8 protein-coding genes are annotated in these 15,567 nt (G+C 76.0%); 1 reads left to right on the top strand and 7 read right to left on the bottom strand.

From position 1 onward, the window contains the following. Positions 1-18: 18 nt before the first annotated feature. From ACFVXH_RS09490 to ACFVXH_RS09480, 3 genes are all read right to left on the bottom strand, one after another. The gene (locus tag ACFVXH_RS09490; RefSeq protein WP_387821862.1) at positions 19-3,252 is read right to left on the bottom strand and encodes a UvrD-helicase domain-containing protein; all 3,234 of its coding nucleotides are present in this window, start codon (positions 3,250-3,252) and stop codon (positions 19-21) included. 32 nt (positions 3,253-3,284) lie between these two features. Continuing rightward, on the bottom strand, positions 3,285-6,701 hold the full coding sequence (locus tag ACFVXH_RS09485; protein ID WP_387821859.1) for an ATP-dependent helicase: 3,417 nt from the start codon (positions 6,699-6,701) through the stop codon (positions 3,285-3,287). Positions 6,702-6,793: 92 nt separating this feature from the next. Beyond that, positions 6,794-7,147 carry an MGMT family protein gene (locus ACFVXH_RS09480; RefSeq protein ID WP_049657293.1) on the bottom strand — a complete coding sequence of 118 codons (354 nt, stop codon included), beginning with the start codon at positions 7,145-7,147 and terminating at the stop codon, positions 6,794-6,796. Between the two features lie 135 nt (positions 7,148-7,282). On the opposite strand from ACFVXH_RS09480, the gene ACFVXH_RS09475 reads away from it, so the two are divergent. Further along, the gene (locus ACFVXH_RS09475) at positions 7,283-10,021 is read left to right on the top strand and encodes a lysylphosphatidylglycerol synthase transmembrane domain-containing protein (RefSeq protein WP_234348593.1); all 2,739 of its coding nucleotides are present in this window, start codon (positions 7,283-7,285) and stop codon (positions 10,019-10,021) included. Between the two features lie 78 nt (positions 10,022-10,099). Here the strand turns inward: ACFVXH_RS09475 and moeZ are convergent, their stop codons facing one another. The 4 genes from moeZ to ACFVXH_RS09455 form a co-directional block, all read right to left on the bottom strand. Beyond that, entirely contained in the window at positions 10,100-11,278 is a 1,179-nt protein-coding gene (gene moeZ / locus ACFVXH_RS09470) for an adenylyltransferase/sulfurtransferase MoeZ (RefSeq protein WP_049657292.1), read from the bottom strand. 230 nt (positions 11,279-11,508) lie between these two features. Next, positions 11,509-12,498 carry an NAD(P)-dependent oxidoreductase gene (locus ACFVXH_RS09465; RefSeq protein WP_074001385.1) on the bottom strand — a complete coding sequence of 330 codons (990 nt, stop codon included), beginning with the start codon at positions 12,496-12,498 and terminating at the stop codon, positions 11,509-11,511. Positions 12,499-12,640: 142 nt separating this feature from the next. Continuing rightward, positions 12,641-13,723 (bottom strand): hypothetical protein, encoded by a 1,083-nt coding sequence (locus tag ACFVXH_RS09460; RefSeq protein ID WP_387821854.1) that lies wholly within the window; start codon positions 13,721-13,723, stop codon positions 12,641-12,643. Then, positions 13,723-15,333, bottom strand: a complete 1,611-nt coding sequence (locus ACFVXH_RS09455) for a DUF3492 domain-containing protein (protein WP_387821851.1) — start codon at positions 15,331-15,333, stop codon at positions 13,723-13,725. Before ACFVXH_RS09455 ends, ACFVXH_RS09460 begins: the two co-directional genes overlap by 1 nt. Between the last annotated feature and the right edge of the window lie 234 nt (positions 15,334-15,567).

Here is a 15,567-nt window from a genome sequence, read left to right as displayed (position 1 = left end):
TTGGATGCTCTGTGTGACTCAATAGTCACTGTTCCCGATCAGGAGCCGTTCCAACTCTTTTCGGTCGGGAAGTCCTGCGGGACGGACGATCCGTCCGCTGCGGACGTACAGGAAGGAAGCCGTGACCTGCTCGGGATCGACGCCCGCGTGCTCGGCCCAGGCCAGCCGGTAGACCGCGAGCTGCAACGGGTCGGCGGTCTCCTCCCGGTGGGTCTTCCAGTCCACCACTTCGTAGCGTGACGCACCACCGGATTCCGACAACGCGTCATCTTCCCGGTAGACCGCGTCGATCCGTCCCCGCACCACCCGTCCCGCCAGCACCAGCTGGAACGGCGCCTCCACCCGGTGGGGCTTGCGCCGCGCGTACGGGGTGCGCAGGAACGCCTCCTTGAGCCGCTCCAGGTCCTGCTCGTCCTCGATGCCGTCGTCGTCGGCGCCGGGCAGCGCGCCGGGCTCGACCAGCAGCAGCGGCTCGATCCGGGACTGCACCCAGGCGTGGAAGCGGGTGCCGCGCCGGGCCGCCGGCTGCGGGGGGCGCGGCATCGGACGGGCCAGCTCGTGCGCGAAGCCGTCCGGGTCGGCGGCGAGGCGCAGCAGCTGGGTGGCGGACAGCGAGGCGGGCAGCGGAACGTCCCGCGCGGTGCGCCGGGAGCGCTCCAACTCGCCCAGCAGCGCGGTCAGATCGCGGTCCCAGGAGGCGACCTGGCGCTGGTCCTCGGAGGTCAGCTCCTCGGCCTCGGGGGCCGCCGCGCCCGCCACCCGCGCGCGCACCACCTCGGCGACCCGGCGGCGGGCGTGCTGGGCGGCCGGGTCCAGCGGCAGCGGCCAGGGGCGCTCGACCGGGGAGGCCAGCGCCGGGTTCTCGGCGCCCTTCTCCGGCTGCTCGGCCCAGTGCTCGACCTCGCCGGCGCCGGGCCGCTCGCAGTGCTCGCGCAGCCGCTCCAGGAAGTCGGACGGGCCGCGGACGGTCTTCTGGCTCGGCCCCCACCAGTGCCCGGAGGCCAGCAGCAGCGACCGGGGGCGGGTGAACGCCACGTAGCCCAGGCGCAGTTCCTCGACGGCGGAGTGGTCGGCCAGCTCCTTCTTGAAGGCCGTCATCGACTTCCCGTTCCACCCGCCGCGCACGTCGGGCAGCGTTTCGGCGTCGCCGCGCAGGGCGTGCGGGAGCACGCGCTTGGTGCTCGTCCAGCGTTCGCGCGGGCTGGACGACGGGAACGCGCCCCGTACCAGGCCGGGGACGGCGACCACGTCCCACTCCAGGCCCTTGGACTTGTGCGCGGTGAGCACCTTCACGGTGTCCTCGCCGCCGGGCAGGCTGCTGTCCAGGCCGCGCTCGTACTCCTGGGCGGCGCGCAGGAAGCCGAGGAAGGCGGCGAGGCCCGGGTCGCCGTCGAGGTCTGCGAAGGAGGCGGCGACGTCCAGGAAGGCGTGCAGGGTCTCCCGCCGCCGGGCGGCCAGGGCCTGCGGAGAGGCGGCGAGTTCGACCTCCAGGCCGGTGACGGACAGCACCCGGTGCAGCACGTCCATCAGCGGGTCGGCGAGCGAGCGGCGCAGGTCGCGCAGCTCGGCGGCGAGCCGGGCGAAGCGCACCCGCGCCTCGGCGGAGAACGGCAGGTCGTCGGGCTTCCCCTCGTCGCCGGCCGAGGCGTCGAGGAAGGTCTCCACCGCGTCGGCCAGCGAGACCACCTCGGTCGGGTCGGCCTCGGCGACGGCCGCGGCCAGCGCCTCGACGCCCTCGGGGTGGTCGGTGCGCACCAGGTCGGCGGCCCGGCGGCCGAGCAGGGCGAGGTCGCGCGGGCCGATCCGCCAGCGCGGGCCGATCAGCAGGCGCACCAGCGCGGCGTTGGCGGTCGGGTCCTGCAGCACCTCGCAGACCGCCACCAGGTCGGCCACCTCGGGCAGCTGCAGCAGCCCGCCGAGGCCGACCACCTCGACCGGCACCTCCCGGGCGACCAGCGCGGCGTGGATGTCCGGGAAGGCCGCGCCGCCGCGGCACAGCACGGCGATCCGGCCGGGCGCGGTGCCGGTGCGCACCAGGTGGGCGATCGAGTCGGCCAGCCAGTCGACCTCCTCGGCGTGGGTGGGCAGCAGCGCCGCGCGCACGTAGCCGTCCCGCTCGGCGCCGGGGGCCGGGCGCAGCGCCTCCACGCCCTCGTGCATCTCCCGCAGCGGGGCGGCGAGTTCGTTGGCGAAGGCGAGCAGGCGGCCGCCGCTGCGGCGGTTCTCGCTGAGCGCGTAGCGGTCGGCGGGGCGGCCGTCGGCCTTCGGGAAGTGCCGGGGGAACTCGTCGAGGTTGGCCACCGAGGCGCCGCGCCAGCCGTAGATCGCCTGGCAGGGGTCGCCGACGGCGGTCACCGGGTGGCCGCTGCCGGTGCCGGTCCCGTCGCCGGGGGCGCCGAACAGGCCGGCGAGCATCAGCCGCTGGGCGACCGAGGTGTCCTGGTACTCGTCCAGCAGCACCACCTTGAACTGGCCGCGCAGCAGCTCGCCGACCTCCGGGCGCTGCTGGGCGAGGCGGGCGGCGGCGGCGATCTGGTCACCGAAGTCCATCAGCCCGGCGGAGCGTTTGCGGCGCCGGTAGTCCTCGACGAGGCGCAGCAGCTCCAGCCGGGCCCGGGCGGTGGCCGGGACGGCCCGCAGGTCGTCGTTGGTGAGCTTGACGGTGGCGAGGGTGTCCAGCAGCCGTTCGTCGAACTCGCGCAGGGTCTGCGGCTCGACCAGGTGCTCGGCGAGCTCGCCGTCCAGTGCGGTCAGGTCGGCGACCAGGTTGGCGAAGGTGCCGGTGAGGGCGGGGAACGGGCCGCGGGCGGTGCGCAGCACCTTGGCGGCGAGCTGGAAGCGGGTGGCGTCGGCGAGCAGCCGGACGTCCGGTTCGATGCCGATCCGCAGGCCGTGCTCCTTGAGCAGGCGGCCGGCGAAGGCGTGGTAGGTGGAGATCTCCGGGTCGCCGAGCGGCTCGGCGCCGTCCCGGTCGACGACCCCGGCCCGCAGGAGGGAGGCGCGCACCCGCTCGGAGAGCTCGCCGGCGGCCTTGTTGGTGAAGGTGAGGCCGAGCACCTCCTCGGGCCGGACCGCGCCGGAGCCGACCAGCCAGACCACCCGGGCGGCCATCACCGTGGTCTTGCCGGAGCCCGCGCCGGCGACGATCACGGCCGGCTCCAGGGGGGCTGCGACGGCCGCCATCTGCTCCCGGTTGAACGGGATGCCGAGCAGCTCCTTGAGCTGGTCGGGATGGCTGAGCACGGCGGTCACCCCGCAACCGTAACCGGAGCGTCGGACAGGATTCACTCCACGAGCTGCGCCCCGTCGCGCTGGGCGGAGCAGCTGCGGCGGAAGGTGCAGCGGTCGCAGCCGCCGCCGGTCTGCGGGACGAAGCGCTCGGCGAGGACCTTCCCGGCAGCCTCGGCGAGCAGGTTCTCGATCCAGGGCTCGCCCTGCGGCGGCTCCTGGTGCTGCACCTTGGGGGTGTCCTGGGCGGCCTTGGCGGCGGGCTCGCGCAGGTGGACGAGTTCGGCGCCGCCGGTGTCCGGCGGGTGCCCGGGGAAGCCGGGCAGCTCGTTGAGGGCGCCGGCCCGGACGGCGAGCTGGTAGACGGCGAGCTGCTTGTGCTCGGGCAGCGACCTGTCGGTGGGTATCTGCTTGCCGGTCTTGAAGTCGACCACGTAGGCGCGCCCGGCGGAGTCCTTCTCCACCCGGTCCATCGAGCCGCGGATGCGCACCGAGACGCCGCCGACGTCGAGGGTGACGTCGAAGCCGTGCTCGGTGGCGACGAGGTCCCGGCCGCGCTCCAGGACGTGCCAGTTGAGGAAGCGCTCCAGGGCTGCGCGGGCCTCGGTCTTCTCCTGCTGGGACTTCCAGGGCGCGTCGAAGGCCAGCGCGTCCCAGACGGTGTCCAGCCGCTCCATGAGCACGGCGAGGTCGGCGGGGGTGCGGCCGGAGCCGACCTCGTCGGCGAGGGCGTGCACCACGTTGCCGAAGCCCTGGGCGGCCGAGCCGGCGCCGCGCGCCTTGACCTCCTTGTCCAGGAACCACTGCAGGGAGCAGCTCTCCAGCTGTTCCAGCCCGCTGCCGGACAGCCGGACGGGCGCGTCGGCGCTGCGCAGCGGCTCGGCGGCGGCGGTCGGGTCGTCCAGGCCCCACCAGCGTTCGGGGCGGGCGGCGGGCACCAGCGGCTGCCCCTCCTCGTCGGTGGCGGCGGCGAGGGTGGCGAGGCGTTCGGCGGCGGCGCGGCGCAGTTCGGGCGAGCGGGCGGGGTCGACGGTGACGGCGCGCAGTTCGGCGACCAGCGCGGCGACGGACAGCGGGCGGCGCGGCCGGTGGGTGACGTCCTCGACGGTGACCGGCGGGGTGCGGCGGACGACCCTGCCGGTCCTGGGGTCGACGTCCTCGCGGTAGAGCTCGCGCAGGAAGCGGGACGGTTCGTCGCCGTCGTCGGCGGGGGCCTTGACGGCGGTGACGATCAGCCGTTCCTTGGCGCGGGTCGCGGCGACGTAGAAGAGCCGGCGCTCCTCGCCGAGCAGCGCGGCCGGGGAGAGCGGTTCGGCGAGGCCGTCGCGGCCGATCCGGTCGGCCTCCAGCAGGGAGCCGCGGCGGCGCAGGTCGGGCCAGAGGCCGTCCTGGACGCCGGCCACCACGACCAGGCGCCACTCCAGGCCCTTGGAGCGGTGGGCGGTCATCAGCCGCACCGCCTCGGGGCGCACGGTCCGGACGGTGAGGGTGTCGGCGGCGATGTCCTGGGCTTCGAGTTCGGCGAGCAGGTCGAGGGCGCTGCGGTGGCCGGTGACCTGTTCCTCGGCGCGGGCGGCGGTCTCGAACAGGGCGCAGAGCGCGTCCAGGTCGCGGTCGGCGTTGCGGCCGGCCGCGCCGCCGCGCAGGGCGGCCCGTTCCAGTCGCTCGCGCCAGCGGCGGCTGCCGTCCCACAGCTCCCAGAGCGCCTCCTCGGCGGTGCAGCCGCCGGCCAGCAGTTCGCGGACCTTGCGCAGCAGGGTGCCGAGGTCGCGGGCGCGGCGGGCGTGCGCGGGGTCGAGTGCGACGAGGCGCTCGGGTTCGGCGAGGGCCTCGCGGATCAGTTCGCCGGCCGGGCGGGGGGCGGCGGCGGGGCCGGGGCCGGGATCCGGCGGCACGCTCCCGTCGTCCGCCCCGCCCTCGGGGGTCCGGAGGCGGGCCCTGGCCTCGGCGCGCAGCGCGGCGCGTTCCTCCTCGCGCAGGGCGCGGCCGAGGCGGCGCAGGTCGGAGCCGTCGAGGCCGCCGAGCGGGCCGGTGAGCAGGGCGTGCGCCAGGTCGGTGGTGAGCGGGTCGGGGGCGTCCGGGTCGCCCTGCTTGTCGCGGGCGGCCTGTTCGGCGCAGACCCGCAGGGCGAGCAGCAGCTGGGCGACGGCCGGCTCCTCGCGCAGCGGCAGGTCGTCGCCGTCGATCTCCAGCGGGACGCCGGCCGCGCCGAGGGCCCGCCGTACGCCGGGGATGGAGCGGGCGCCGGCCCGGACGAGCACGGCCATCTCGCCCCAGGGCACGCCGTCCTCCAGGTGGGCGCGGCGCAGCAGGTCGGCGATCGAGTCGAGTTCGGCGCCGGGGGTCGGGTAGGTGTAGACCTCGACCCTGCCGCCTTCGCGGGAGGGCAGCAGGGCGCGGTGCTGGGCGAGCTTGTCGGCGGGCAGCCGGCCCATCGGCATCCGGCGGGCGACCTCCCGGGAGGCGGCGAGCAGCAGGGCGCCGGAGCGGCGGGAGACCCGCAGCACCTTGACCTCGGCGGGGCTGCCGTCGGCCTGTCGGAAGGTCTGGGGGAAGTCGAGGATGCCGTTGATGTCGGCGCCGCGGAAGGCGTAGATCGACTGGTCCGGGTCGCCGACCGCGACGAGGTCGCGTCCGCCGCCGGCGAGCCGGCGCAGCAGCCGGACCTGGGAGGGGTCGGTGTCCTGGTACTCGTCGACGAAGACGACGTCGTAGCGCCGCCGCAGCTGCTCGGCGACGTCGGGGCGCTCGGCGAGCAGCACGGCGCGGTGGACGAGTTCGGCGTAGTCGAGGACGCCGCGCAGGTCGAGCACGTCGAGGTAGTCGGCGAGGAAGTGCGCGGCGGCGGCCCAGTCGGGGCGCTGGACGCCCTGGGCGAAGCGCTCGAGTTCGGCCTCGCCGAGGCCGAGTTCGCGGCTGCGGGCGAGGACGGCGCGGACCTCGTCGGCGAAGCCGCGGGTGGTCAGGCAGGCCCGCAGGTCCAGCGGCCAGGCGATCCGGCCGAGGCCGAGCTTGGCGTCCTCGGCGCCGCCGGCCAGCAGTTCGCGGACCATGACGTCCTGTTCGGGGCCGGAGAGCAGCCGCAGCGGCTCGGCGTAGTCCTCCGGGTCCTGGTGGGCGCGCAGCAGGGCGTAGCAGTAGGAGTGGAAGGTGGTGGCCTGGGGGGCGGCGGCGGTGCCGCCGAGCCGTCCGGACATCCGGTCGCGCAGTTCCGTCGCGGCCTTGCGGCTGAAGGTGAGGACGAGGATCCGCTCGGGGTCGGTGCCGTCCTCGATCCGCCGGGCGACCGCCTCGACCAGGGTGGTGGTCTTGCCGGTGCCCGGCCCGGCCAGCACCAGCAGCGGCCCGCCGGGGTGCTCGACCACGGCGCGCTGGTAGGCGTCCAGCACAGGTGGGTCGGGCTGGACGAGCGGGCTGCGCACGAGCCGGTACGGGGAGGTCACGAACGGGTCCTGGGGTCGAACAGGGGGCATGGCGGGGCGGGCCCGCGTCGGACCCGCCCGTATCGAGCCTACGGTCCCGCGCTGTCAGTCCGGTCCGTGCGGCGGCCGTCGGTCAAGCCCCCCTAGGGAATCGGCCGACCGTCCCAGCGGGCCCGCTTGAGGTCGACCCGGGGCGGGTCGGCGAGTTCGCGCAGCGGGGTGCCCTCCTCGCCGTAGTGGTCGAGGGCGCGGTGCTCGTGCCCGGGCAGCAGCCGGCCGTCCGCGCGGACGACCCGCCACCAGGGCACCGGGCCGCCGTACAGGGCCATCACCCGGCCGACCTGTCGGGGGCCGCCCTGGCCGAGGTACTCGGCGACGTCGCCGTAGGTCATCACCCGGCCGGGTGGAATCCGCTCGGTCAGGTCGAGCACCAGTTCGGCGAACGGCGGCAGGGCGTCCGGAGGGCCGTCGTGTGTTGCGTCCGTCACCTGCGGCATTCTTCCCTACGGGGGCGCGCCCGCGGCCCCGTCCGTACGATCCGCCGCGCCCGATCCGCCCCCTGTCCCGCACGGGGCGCCGGGGCATGCCACCATCTTCCGGGGCGGTGAGTGGTGATACGAGGACAAGACCAGATGACCGGGACGGCTGACGTGGGCGTGGACAAGGACTCCGACGAGTCCGCTGCCGCCGTGCCGTCGGCGCCCGGGAGCGGGGGCGAGGGCCGGCCCGAACCCGGGCCGACGCCGGAAGTCTCCCTGATCAAGGACCGGACGATCAAGACCCCCGCACCCGCGAAGACCCCCGAGCAGCCCGGCCCGCCCCCGGCCGAGACCACCGGCGCCCCGGCGCCCGCGGCCCCCGCCGCCCCGCCCGGGGAGCCCGAGCCGCCGGACGAGGCCCCGCACCTGGACGTCGACGAGCCGCTGCTCGCCGCCCGCGCGCACCGCCCGTCCGACCTGATCCGCTTCCTGGCCGGCGTCCTCGGCATCGTCGCCGTCTTCGTGCTGGCCGGCATCGCCACCTCGACCACCACCGGCATCGAGCAGGACATCGCCTCCAACGCACCGCACTTCTCCGCGGTGTTCTCCACCATCACCGGCCTGCTCTCCAGCGTCGCGGTGCTCGCCGTGCCGCTGGCCTTCGCGGTCGAGCGGCTGATCAAACGCGACGGCCTGCGGGTCGCCGACGGCGTGCTCGCCTCGGTGCTGGCGTACGGCGTCTCGCTCGGCATCGACTGGTGGGTGGCCGAAGGCGCCTCCGACCACATCCGGGACGCGCTGACCCAGCTGCCGCTGGACAGCACCGGCACCCTCACCGACCCGGTGCACGGCTACCTCGCCCCGGTGATCGCCTACATGACCGCCGTCGGCATGTCGAGCAGACCGCGCTGGCGGGTCGCGCTGTGGGTGGTGGTGGTCTTCAGCGGGGTCACCGAGCTGCTCGGCGGCTACACCACCCCGCTGTCGCTGCTGCTCACCGTGCTGACCGGCTGGTCCGTCGCGTACGGCACGCTGTACGCGATCGGCTCGCCCAACATCCGGCCCACCGGCCAGCACCTGATGATCGGCCTGCGCAAGGTCGGCTTCACCCCGGCCGGTGCCATGCGCGCCCCCGACGCCCCCGGCGGCACCCGCCGCTACCAGGTCACCCAGCAGGGCGGCCCCCCGCTGGACGTGCACATCATCGACCGCGAGCAGCAGGCCTCCGGCTTCTTCTACCGGGCCTGGCGGCGGCTGCGGCTGCGCTCGGTGGCGGTGCGCCGCAGCCCCCAGTCGCTGCGCCAGGCGCTGGAGCAGGAGGCCCTGATCGCGTACGCGGCGGCCGCCTCGGGCGCCCGCGCGCCGCAGCTGGTCGCCACCTCCGAGCTCGGCCCGGACGCCGCGATCCTGGTCTACGAGAACGTCGAGGGCCGCACCCTGGACGAGCTGGCCGACGAGGAGGTCACCGACCCGGTGATGGCCTCGATCTGGCAGTCGGTGACCGCCCTGCACGAGCGCCGGATCGCCCACCGCCGGCTCACCGGCGAGTCCCTGCTGGTGGTGGACGGGCGGACCGGCTGCCTGGTCAACCTCTCCGGCGGCGACATCGCCGCCACCGACCTGACCCTGCGGATCGACGTCGCCCAGCTGCTCACCACCTTCGCCCTGCGGATCGGCCCGGAGCGCGCCGTCGCCACCGCCAACGCGGTGCTCGGCGCCGAGCGGGTGGCGCAGGCGCTGCCGCTGCTCCAGCCGGTCGGGATGAGCCGCTCCACCCGGGTCGACCTCGCCAAGCTCACCAAGGAGCGCAAGGCCGCCGCCCGGGCCAGGGCGCTGGAGCAGGTCGCGGCCGGCGAGCGCACCCAGGAGCAGGCCGAGGAGGACATCGCGGCGGCCGGCGAGGACCTGCTGAGCCGCATCCGCGGCCAGATCCTCCAGATCGCCCCCGAGGCCCCGATGGCCCCGGCCAAGCTGGAACGGCTGAAGCCGAAGAGCCTGATCATGGTGATCGCGCTCACCTTCGCCGCCTACCTGGCCCTGACCACCATCAAGCCGGCCCAGCTGAAGCTCTCCCAGATGAACTGGGCCTGGGCCGCGGCCGCCCTGCTCGCCGCCGCCTTCAGCTACGTCGCCGCCGCGATGAGCCTGACCGGCTTCGTGCCCGAGAAGCTGCCGTTCCGGCGCACCGTCGCCGCCCAGCTGGCCGGCTCCTTCGTCAAGCTGGTCGCCCCCGCCGCGATCGGCGGCATCGCGCTCAACACCCGCTACCTGCAGAAGGCCGGCATCCGCTCCGGCCAGGCGGTGGCCTCGGTCGGCGCCTCCCAGCTGGCCGGCCTGGCCGGGCACCTGCTGCTGCTGTTCAGCTTCGGCCTGATCACCGGCAGCCAGACCAACGGGGACCTCTCCGCCTCCCGCGCGGTGATCATCGGCGTGCTGACCGCCGCCGTGCTCGCCCTGGTGGTGGCCGCCGTCGCGCCGCTGCGCCGGTTCGTGCTGGGCCGGCTGCGCTCGCTGTTCTTCGGCGTGGTGCCGCGGATGCTCGACCTGATGCAGACGCCCAGCAAGCTGGTCACCGGCTTCGGCGGCATCCTGCTGCTGACCCTCTCCTTCACCGCCTGCCTGGACTTCTCGGTGCAGGCCTTCGGCGGCGACGTCAGCTTCTCGGCCGTCGCGGTGGTCTTCCTGACCGCCAACGCGGCCGGCTCGGCGATCCCCACCCCCGGCGGCATCGGCCCGGTCGAGGTCGCCCTGATCGGCGCCCTGACCGTCGCGGACGTCTCCCCCGCGGTCGCCACCCCGGCGGTCTTCCTCTACCGGGCGCTCACCTTCTGGCTACCGGTGCTGCCGGGCTGGATCTCCTACAACGTGCTCCAGCGCAGGAACGCGCTCTGAGCCGCCCCCGGACACGGGGAAGGGCCCGCCGGTCACCTTGGGAATCCAAGGCGCGGCGGGCCCTTCCCCGTGCGCGTCCTAGTAGACCGGCTTGTGCGGCTCGATCTGGTTCACCCAGCCGAGCACGCCGCCGCCCAGGTGGACGGCGTTGCCGAAGCCCGCGGCCTTGACCACGGCCAGCACCTCGGCCGAGCGCACGCCCGACTTGCAGTGCAGCACGATCTTCCGGTCCTGCGGCAGCTTCTCCAGCGCGTCGCCCATCAGGAACTCGTTCTTCGGGATCAGCACCGCGCCGGGGATGTTGACGATCTCGTACTCGCCGGGCTCGCGGACGTCGATGAGGTAGATGTCCTCCTTGTCGTCCTGCCACTGCTTGAGCTGCTGCGAGGTGATGGTCGAACCGGCGGCGGCGGCCTGCGCCTCCTCCGACACGACGCCGCAGAAGGCCTCGTAGTCGATCAGCTCGGTGACCGTCGGGTTCTCACCGCAGACGGCGCAGTTCGGGTCCTTGCGGACCTTCACCTGGCGGTAGTTCATCTCCAGGGCGTCGTAGATCATCAGCCGGCCGAGCAGCGGCTCGCCGATGCCGGCCAGCAGCTTGATCGCCTCGTTGACCTGGATCGAGCCGATGGACGCGCACAGCACGCCCAGCACGCCGCCCTCGGCGCAGGAGGGGACCATGCCCGGCGGCGGGGCCTCCGGGTACAGGCAGCGGTAGCAGGGGCCGTGCTCGGCCCAGAACACGCTGGCCTGGCCGTCGAAGCGGTAGATCGAGCCCCACACGTACGGCTTGCCCAGCAGCACCGCGGCGTCGTTCACCAGGTAGCGGGTGGCGAAGTTGTCGGTGCCGTCGACGATCAGGTCGTAGCCGGCGAAGATCTCCATGACGTTGGAGTTGTCGAGGCGCTCCTCGTGCAGCACCACGTCGACGTACGGGTTGATCTCCTTGACCGAGTCGCGGGCCGACTCCGCCTTGGAGCGGCCGACGTCCGACTGCCCGTGGATCACCTGGCGCTGCAGGTTCGACTCGTCGACCACGTCGAACTCGACGATGCCCAGCGTGCCGACACCGGCGGCGGCCAGGTACAGCAGGGCCGGCGAGCCGAGTCCGCCGGCGCCGACGCACAGCACCTTGGCGTTCTTCAGCCGCTTCTGCCCCGCCATGCCCACGTCCGGGATGATCAGGTGGCGGGAGTACCGGCGGACCTCGTCAACGGTGAGCTCGGCGGCCGGCTCGACCAGGGGTGGCAACGACACGGGGACTCCGATGGGTCTTGTTCGGGTGGCCAGGGCCAGCCTCGCTGCGGGTTGCTGCTCCGCCACTCGGGTGGCTGTCTAGGCCAACAGTGTCACGCGCCCCCGGTATTCCGAGACAGCCCGTCCGATGGGCGAGACGGGCGGCACCGGATCGTGGAACCCGCGGCCGGACCCCCGGAAGGCGCCCCGAACCCGTGGTTGACGGGCCCGGGGCACCGCGCGGGAGGCGCTCACACCCGGCAGGCCGTCTCCAGCCAGACGTCGCCCAGCGACTCCTCCAGCGGCACCTGCGTCCGCCATCCGAGACGGTCCCGGGCGGTGCGCACGTCCGCCTGCCGCCACGGCACCGGCTCGCCCGGCACCGGCCGGCCCTCCGGCCGGTGCCCCTCCGGCCGGTGCCCGGGCAGGTGGTGGCCCGGCAGGTGGTCGCCGCCCGCCCCGACGGCCTGCGCGGGCAGCAGGACCGGCCGGTTCTCCTCGACGATCTGCCCCTCGAAGCCCGAGGCCCGCACCAGCAGCTGGGCCGCGTCCCGGGCCCGGACGGCGTGCCCGCTGCCGATGTTGACCACCCCGGTGGCGGCCGACACCGCGGCCGCCTGGATGGCCCGCGCGACGTCCCGGACGTCCACGAAGTCCCGGAACCCGGACAGGTCCGGCATCCGCACCTGGTGCTCGTCCCGCTCCAGCGCCCGCCGCAGGCCCTCGGCCAGCCGCCCGAACAGCGAGGCGGTCGGCGCCCCCGGGCCCACCACGTCGAAGACCCGCAGCACCGCCGCGTCCAACCCGGAGGCCAGCACCAGCTCCGTCCCGGCCAGCTTGGACACCCCGTACGGGCCGACCGGCCGCGGCTCGGCCTGCTCGGAGACCGGCACCCCGCCGGGCACCGGCCCGTACTCGGCGGCCGAGCCGACGTGCACCAGCCTGGCCGGCTCCCGGCAGCGCCGGATGGCCTCGCAGACCGTCGCGACGGCCAGCGTGTTCGACCGGATCAGGGTGCGCGAGCTGCCGTAGGTGGCGCCCGCGCAGTTGATCACCACCTGCGGCGCGACCGCGTCCAGGAACCGGGCCAGCGCGCCCGGGCTCCCGGTGGTCAGGTCGAAGCGGATGTCGGCCGAGTCGCGTCGGCCGAGCACCGTCACCTGCAACTCCTGGTCCATCAGCAGACGATCGGTGACCCGGCGGCCGATGAAGCCGTCGGCGCCCAGCAGCAGCACCCTCATCGGGGGCGTCCTTCCACGAAGCCAGCTCGGGACGACCTGGCGGAACGGATTCAACGAAGTTCAACGAACGGGACGGGAGCGGGAACCGTGAACCGGGCCCCGACAAACGTCGAACGGGGGGTGGCGAACGGGCGGACGGCGCTCACCGGTGCGAGCCGGCCCGGCCGAGCACCGCCCCGGCGTACGCCAGCAGCGCCGCCGCGACGGTGCCGCCGCCGAGCAGCCAGGCCTCCGGGGCGGAGCGCCCCAGGGCGAGCGGGCCGAGCACCGCGGCGGCCCCGGCCGACGCCCCCGCCGCGGCCGACGCCGGCCGGCCGCACCGCGCCAGCAGCACCGGCAGCACCACCAGCAGGCCCAGCACGCCCTGCGCCGCCCACTGGGCGGGGCCGGCCCGCTCGGCCGCCAGGTGCAGCAGCCCGCCGCCGTGGCCCGGCCCGGGACGCGGGGCGACGACGGCCAGCACCGCCAGCGCGGCGAAGCTCAGCACCCCGAGCACCGCCAGGTGCAGGGCCAGCGCGACCGGGAGCACCGGCCGCATCCGGGCCCGGAACTCCGCCAGGGTGCCCGCCGCGCCCAGGTGGCCGCGGCCGAGCTGCCGGTACCAGCGGGCCGTCCGCTCGGCCGACCCGGCCGACACCGCCGCCGCCAGCACCAGCGCGACGGCCAGCGGGCGGTCCCCGCCCGGCAGGGCCGGCGGGAGCAGCAGCAGCGCGGCCAGGCCCAGCCCGTGGCCCAGCGCCGCCGGCCGCAGCCGGGAGCCGGGGTACGGCCGGGGCGTCGGCCCGGGCCCCAGCACCCCCGGCCCGGCGCAGGGCGGGCCGGGCTCGGCCGGGGTCGGTGCGGTCAGCGCGGGCAGCAGCACCAGCGGGACGGCGGCGGGCAGCAGCAGCACCGGCCAGCGCGGGCCCAGCGCGGCCGCCCCCGCGCAGGGCAGCGCGGCCAGCGCGGCGGCGGTCAGCGCGGCCCGGGCCGCGGCCCCGCCCGACCGCGGCTGCGCGGGCCCGGGCGGCGGCGGGCGGCGCGGCACCCGGGCGTACAGCTCCTCGGCCAGCGAGAACAGGTCGGCGTGCCGGCAGCGGGCGGCGGCGTCCTGGCCGAGCCCGGCCTCCTCCAGCCCGGCGGCGATCTCCAGCGGGTCGACGGCGCGCTCGCACAGCTCCCGGTGCTCCGCCATCACCTCGCGCACCGGGTCCGCGCTGCCGCCGGGCAGGGGGCCGCCGGACATCAGCGGGCCTCCGCGAGTTCGGCCGGCCGCACGCCGTCGGCCGCCGTGTCCGCGTCCCGCGCGCCGCCGTCCGGCGGGGTGCCGCCGCGCGGGCCGTCGGCCAGCCAGTACTCGGCGGGGCGGGCGAAGGGGCGCGGCGCCGGGACGCCCTCGCCGCCGCCCCCGCCGCCGGGGAAGGCCGGGTACTGCGAGACCAGCTCCAGGTAGATCTCCCGGAAGGCGCCGATCACCGGCTCCACGGCGAAGCGTTCCTGCGCCCGCAGCCGCCCGGCCAGACCGAGCCGGCCCCGCCGCTCCTCGTCGCGCAGCAGCGCCAGGCAGGCGCCGGCCAGGGCGCGCGGATCGCGGGCGGGCACCAGCAGCCCGGTCGGCCCGACCACCTCGCGGGCCACCCCGACGTCGGTGGAGACCACCGCCCGGCCGCTGAGCAGCGCGTCGGCGAGCAGCCGGGGGCTGCGCTGGGAGAGTCCCGAGAAGACCGCCACCGTGCCCGCCTCCCAGGCCCCGGCCAGCGAGCGGGGCTGTCCGGCGAACTCCACCGCCGGGGCCACTCCCAGCCGCTCGGCCACCGCCGCGCAGTGCGCCCGGTAGCCGGGCGCCGCCTCCTCCCCGTACACCACCAGCCGGGCGCCGGGCAGGTCGGCGCGGACCCGGGCGAAGGCGTGCAGCGCCAGCTCCGGGTCCCGGCCCGGCTCCAGCGCGCCCGCCCACACCAGGGTCGGCGCCGCGGGTTCCGGCCCGGCGGCCGGGCGGTCCACCGCCGGGGTGCCCTCGTACACCACCCGGGTGCGCGCCGGATCGGCCCCGCAGCGGCGCTGCCACTGCTGGTCGTGGGCGCTGCCCGGGGTGAGTATCGCGGCCCGCCGGTACGTCTCCTCGGTGAGCGCCCGGAAGAAGGACAGCAGCAGGGCGCGGACCGGCCACCGGTACGGCGCCTCGCGGTAGCCGAGGTACTGCTCGCGCAGGTGCAGTCCGTGCTCGGTGACCACGAACGGCACCCCGTGCAGGTGCCGGGCCACCAGGGCGGGCAGCGCGGCCGGGCCGCCGCCGACCACGTGGCACAGGTCGACCGCGCCGAGGCCGCCGGGGCCGGTGCCGTACCAGGGCGCGGACAGCGGGCGCAGGCACTGTTCCAGCAGGTCGGCCGCGACCAGCACGTCGCAGACCAGCGGCTGCCCGGCCGAGGTGTCCGCGCCGGGCAGCCGCCAGGTCCGCTCCAGCAGCCGGCGGGCGTGCGCGGAGGCCAGGAAGGCGGGCAGCGTGCCGTCCTCCCGGGCGAGCGCGGCCAGCCGGTACAGCCCCGGCCCGAAGCCCGCTCTCTCCCCGGGCAGCACCAGGGCCCGCACCAGCTGTTCGTACGCCCCGGCGTACCGGCGTCTGCGCGGCGCGCGCGGTGCCCGGCCGACCGGCCGGCGCCCCCACAGCGCCAGCTCGTACGCGCCGCGCCAGGCGGGCGACAGCCGCTCCGCCGTGCCCGGCTGTTCCGGGCCGGTGAGCAGGTACCGCTCGAACCCGTGCTCCGGCAGGCCCTCGGCGAGCCGGTCGCACCAGCCTCCGGTACCACGGCGGGGATGCGGACGGGCACCCTCGGTGAGCAGGGCAACGCGCACGGGAGACCTCCGGGGCAGAGCGGATTCGCTGGGCGGGACCACGGACGGACCGACGGGTGCCCGGGCGGCCCGGGCAGTGGCCCGGGGTGCCCCCGTACGGCGGCGGGGACGGTCGGGGCCGGGGAGTCCGGTCGGCCGGGGCCGGCGCCGCGGTGCCTCCGGGCGGCCCGGTCGCGGACGCGCCGCGTTCCGTTCCCCCGGGCGCCCGCTCCGGCGGTCGGGCCCGACCCGCCG

Source organism: Kitasatospora sp. NPDC058184, assembly GCF_042883725.1.
In the GTDB taxonomy this organism is placed as follows: Bacteria; Actinomycetota; Actinomycetes; order Streptomycetales; family Streptomycetaceae; genus Kitasatospora.
This window is presented reverse-complemented; position numbering and strand designations above follow the sequence as displayed.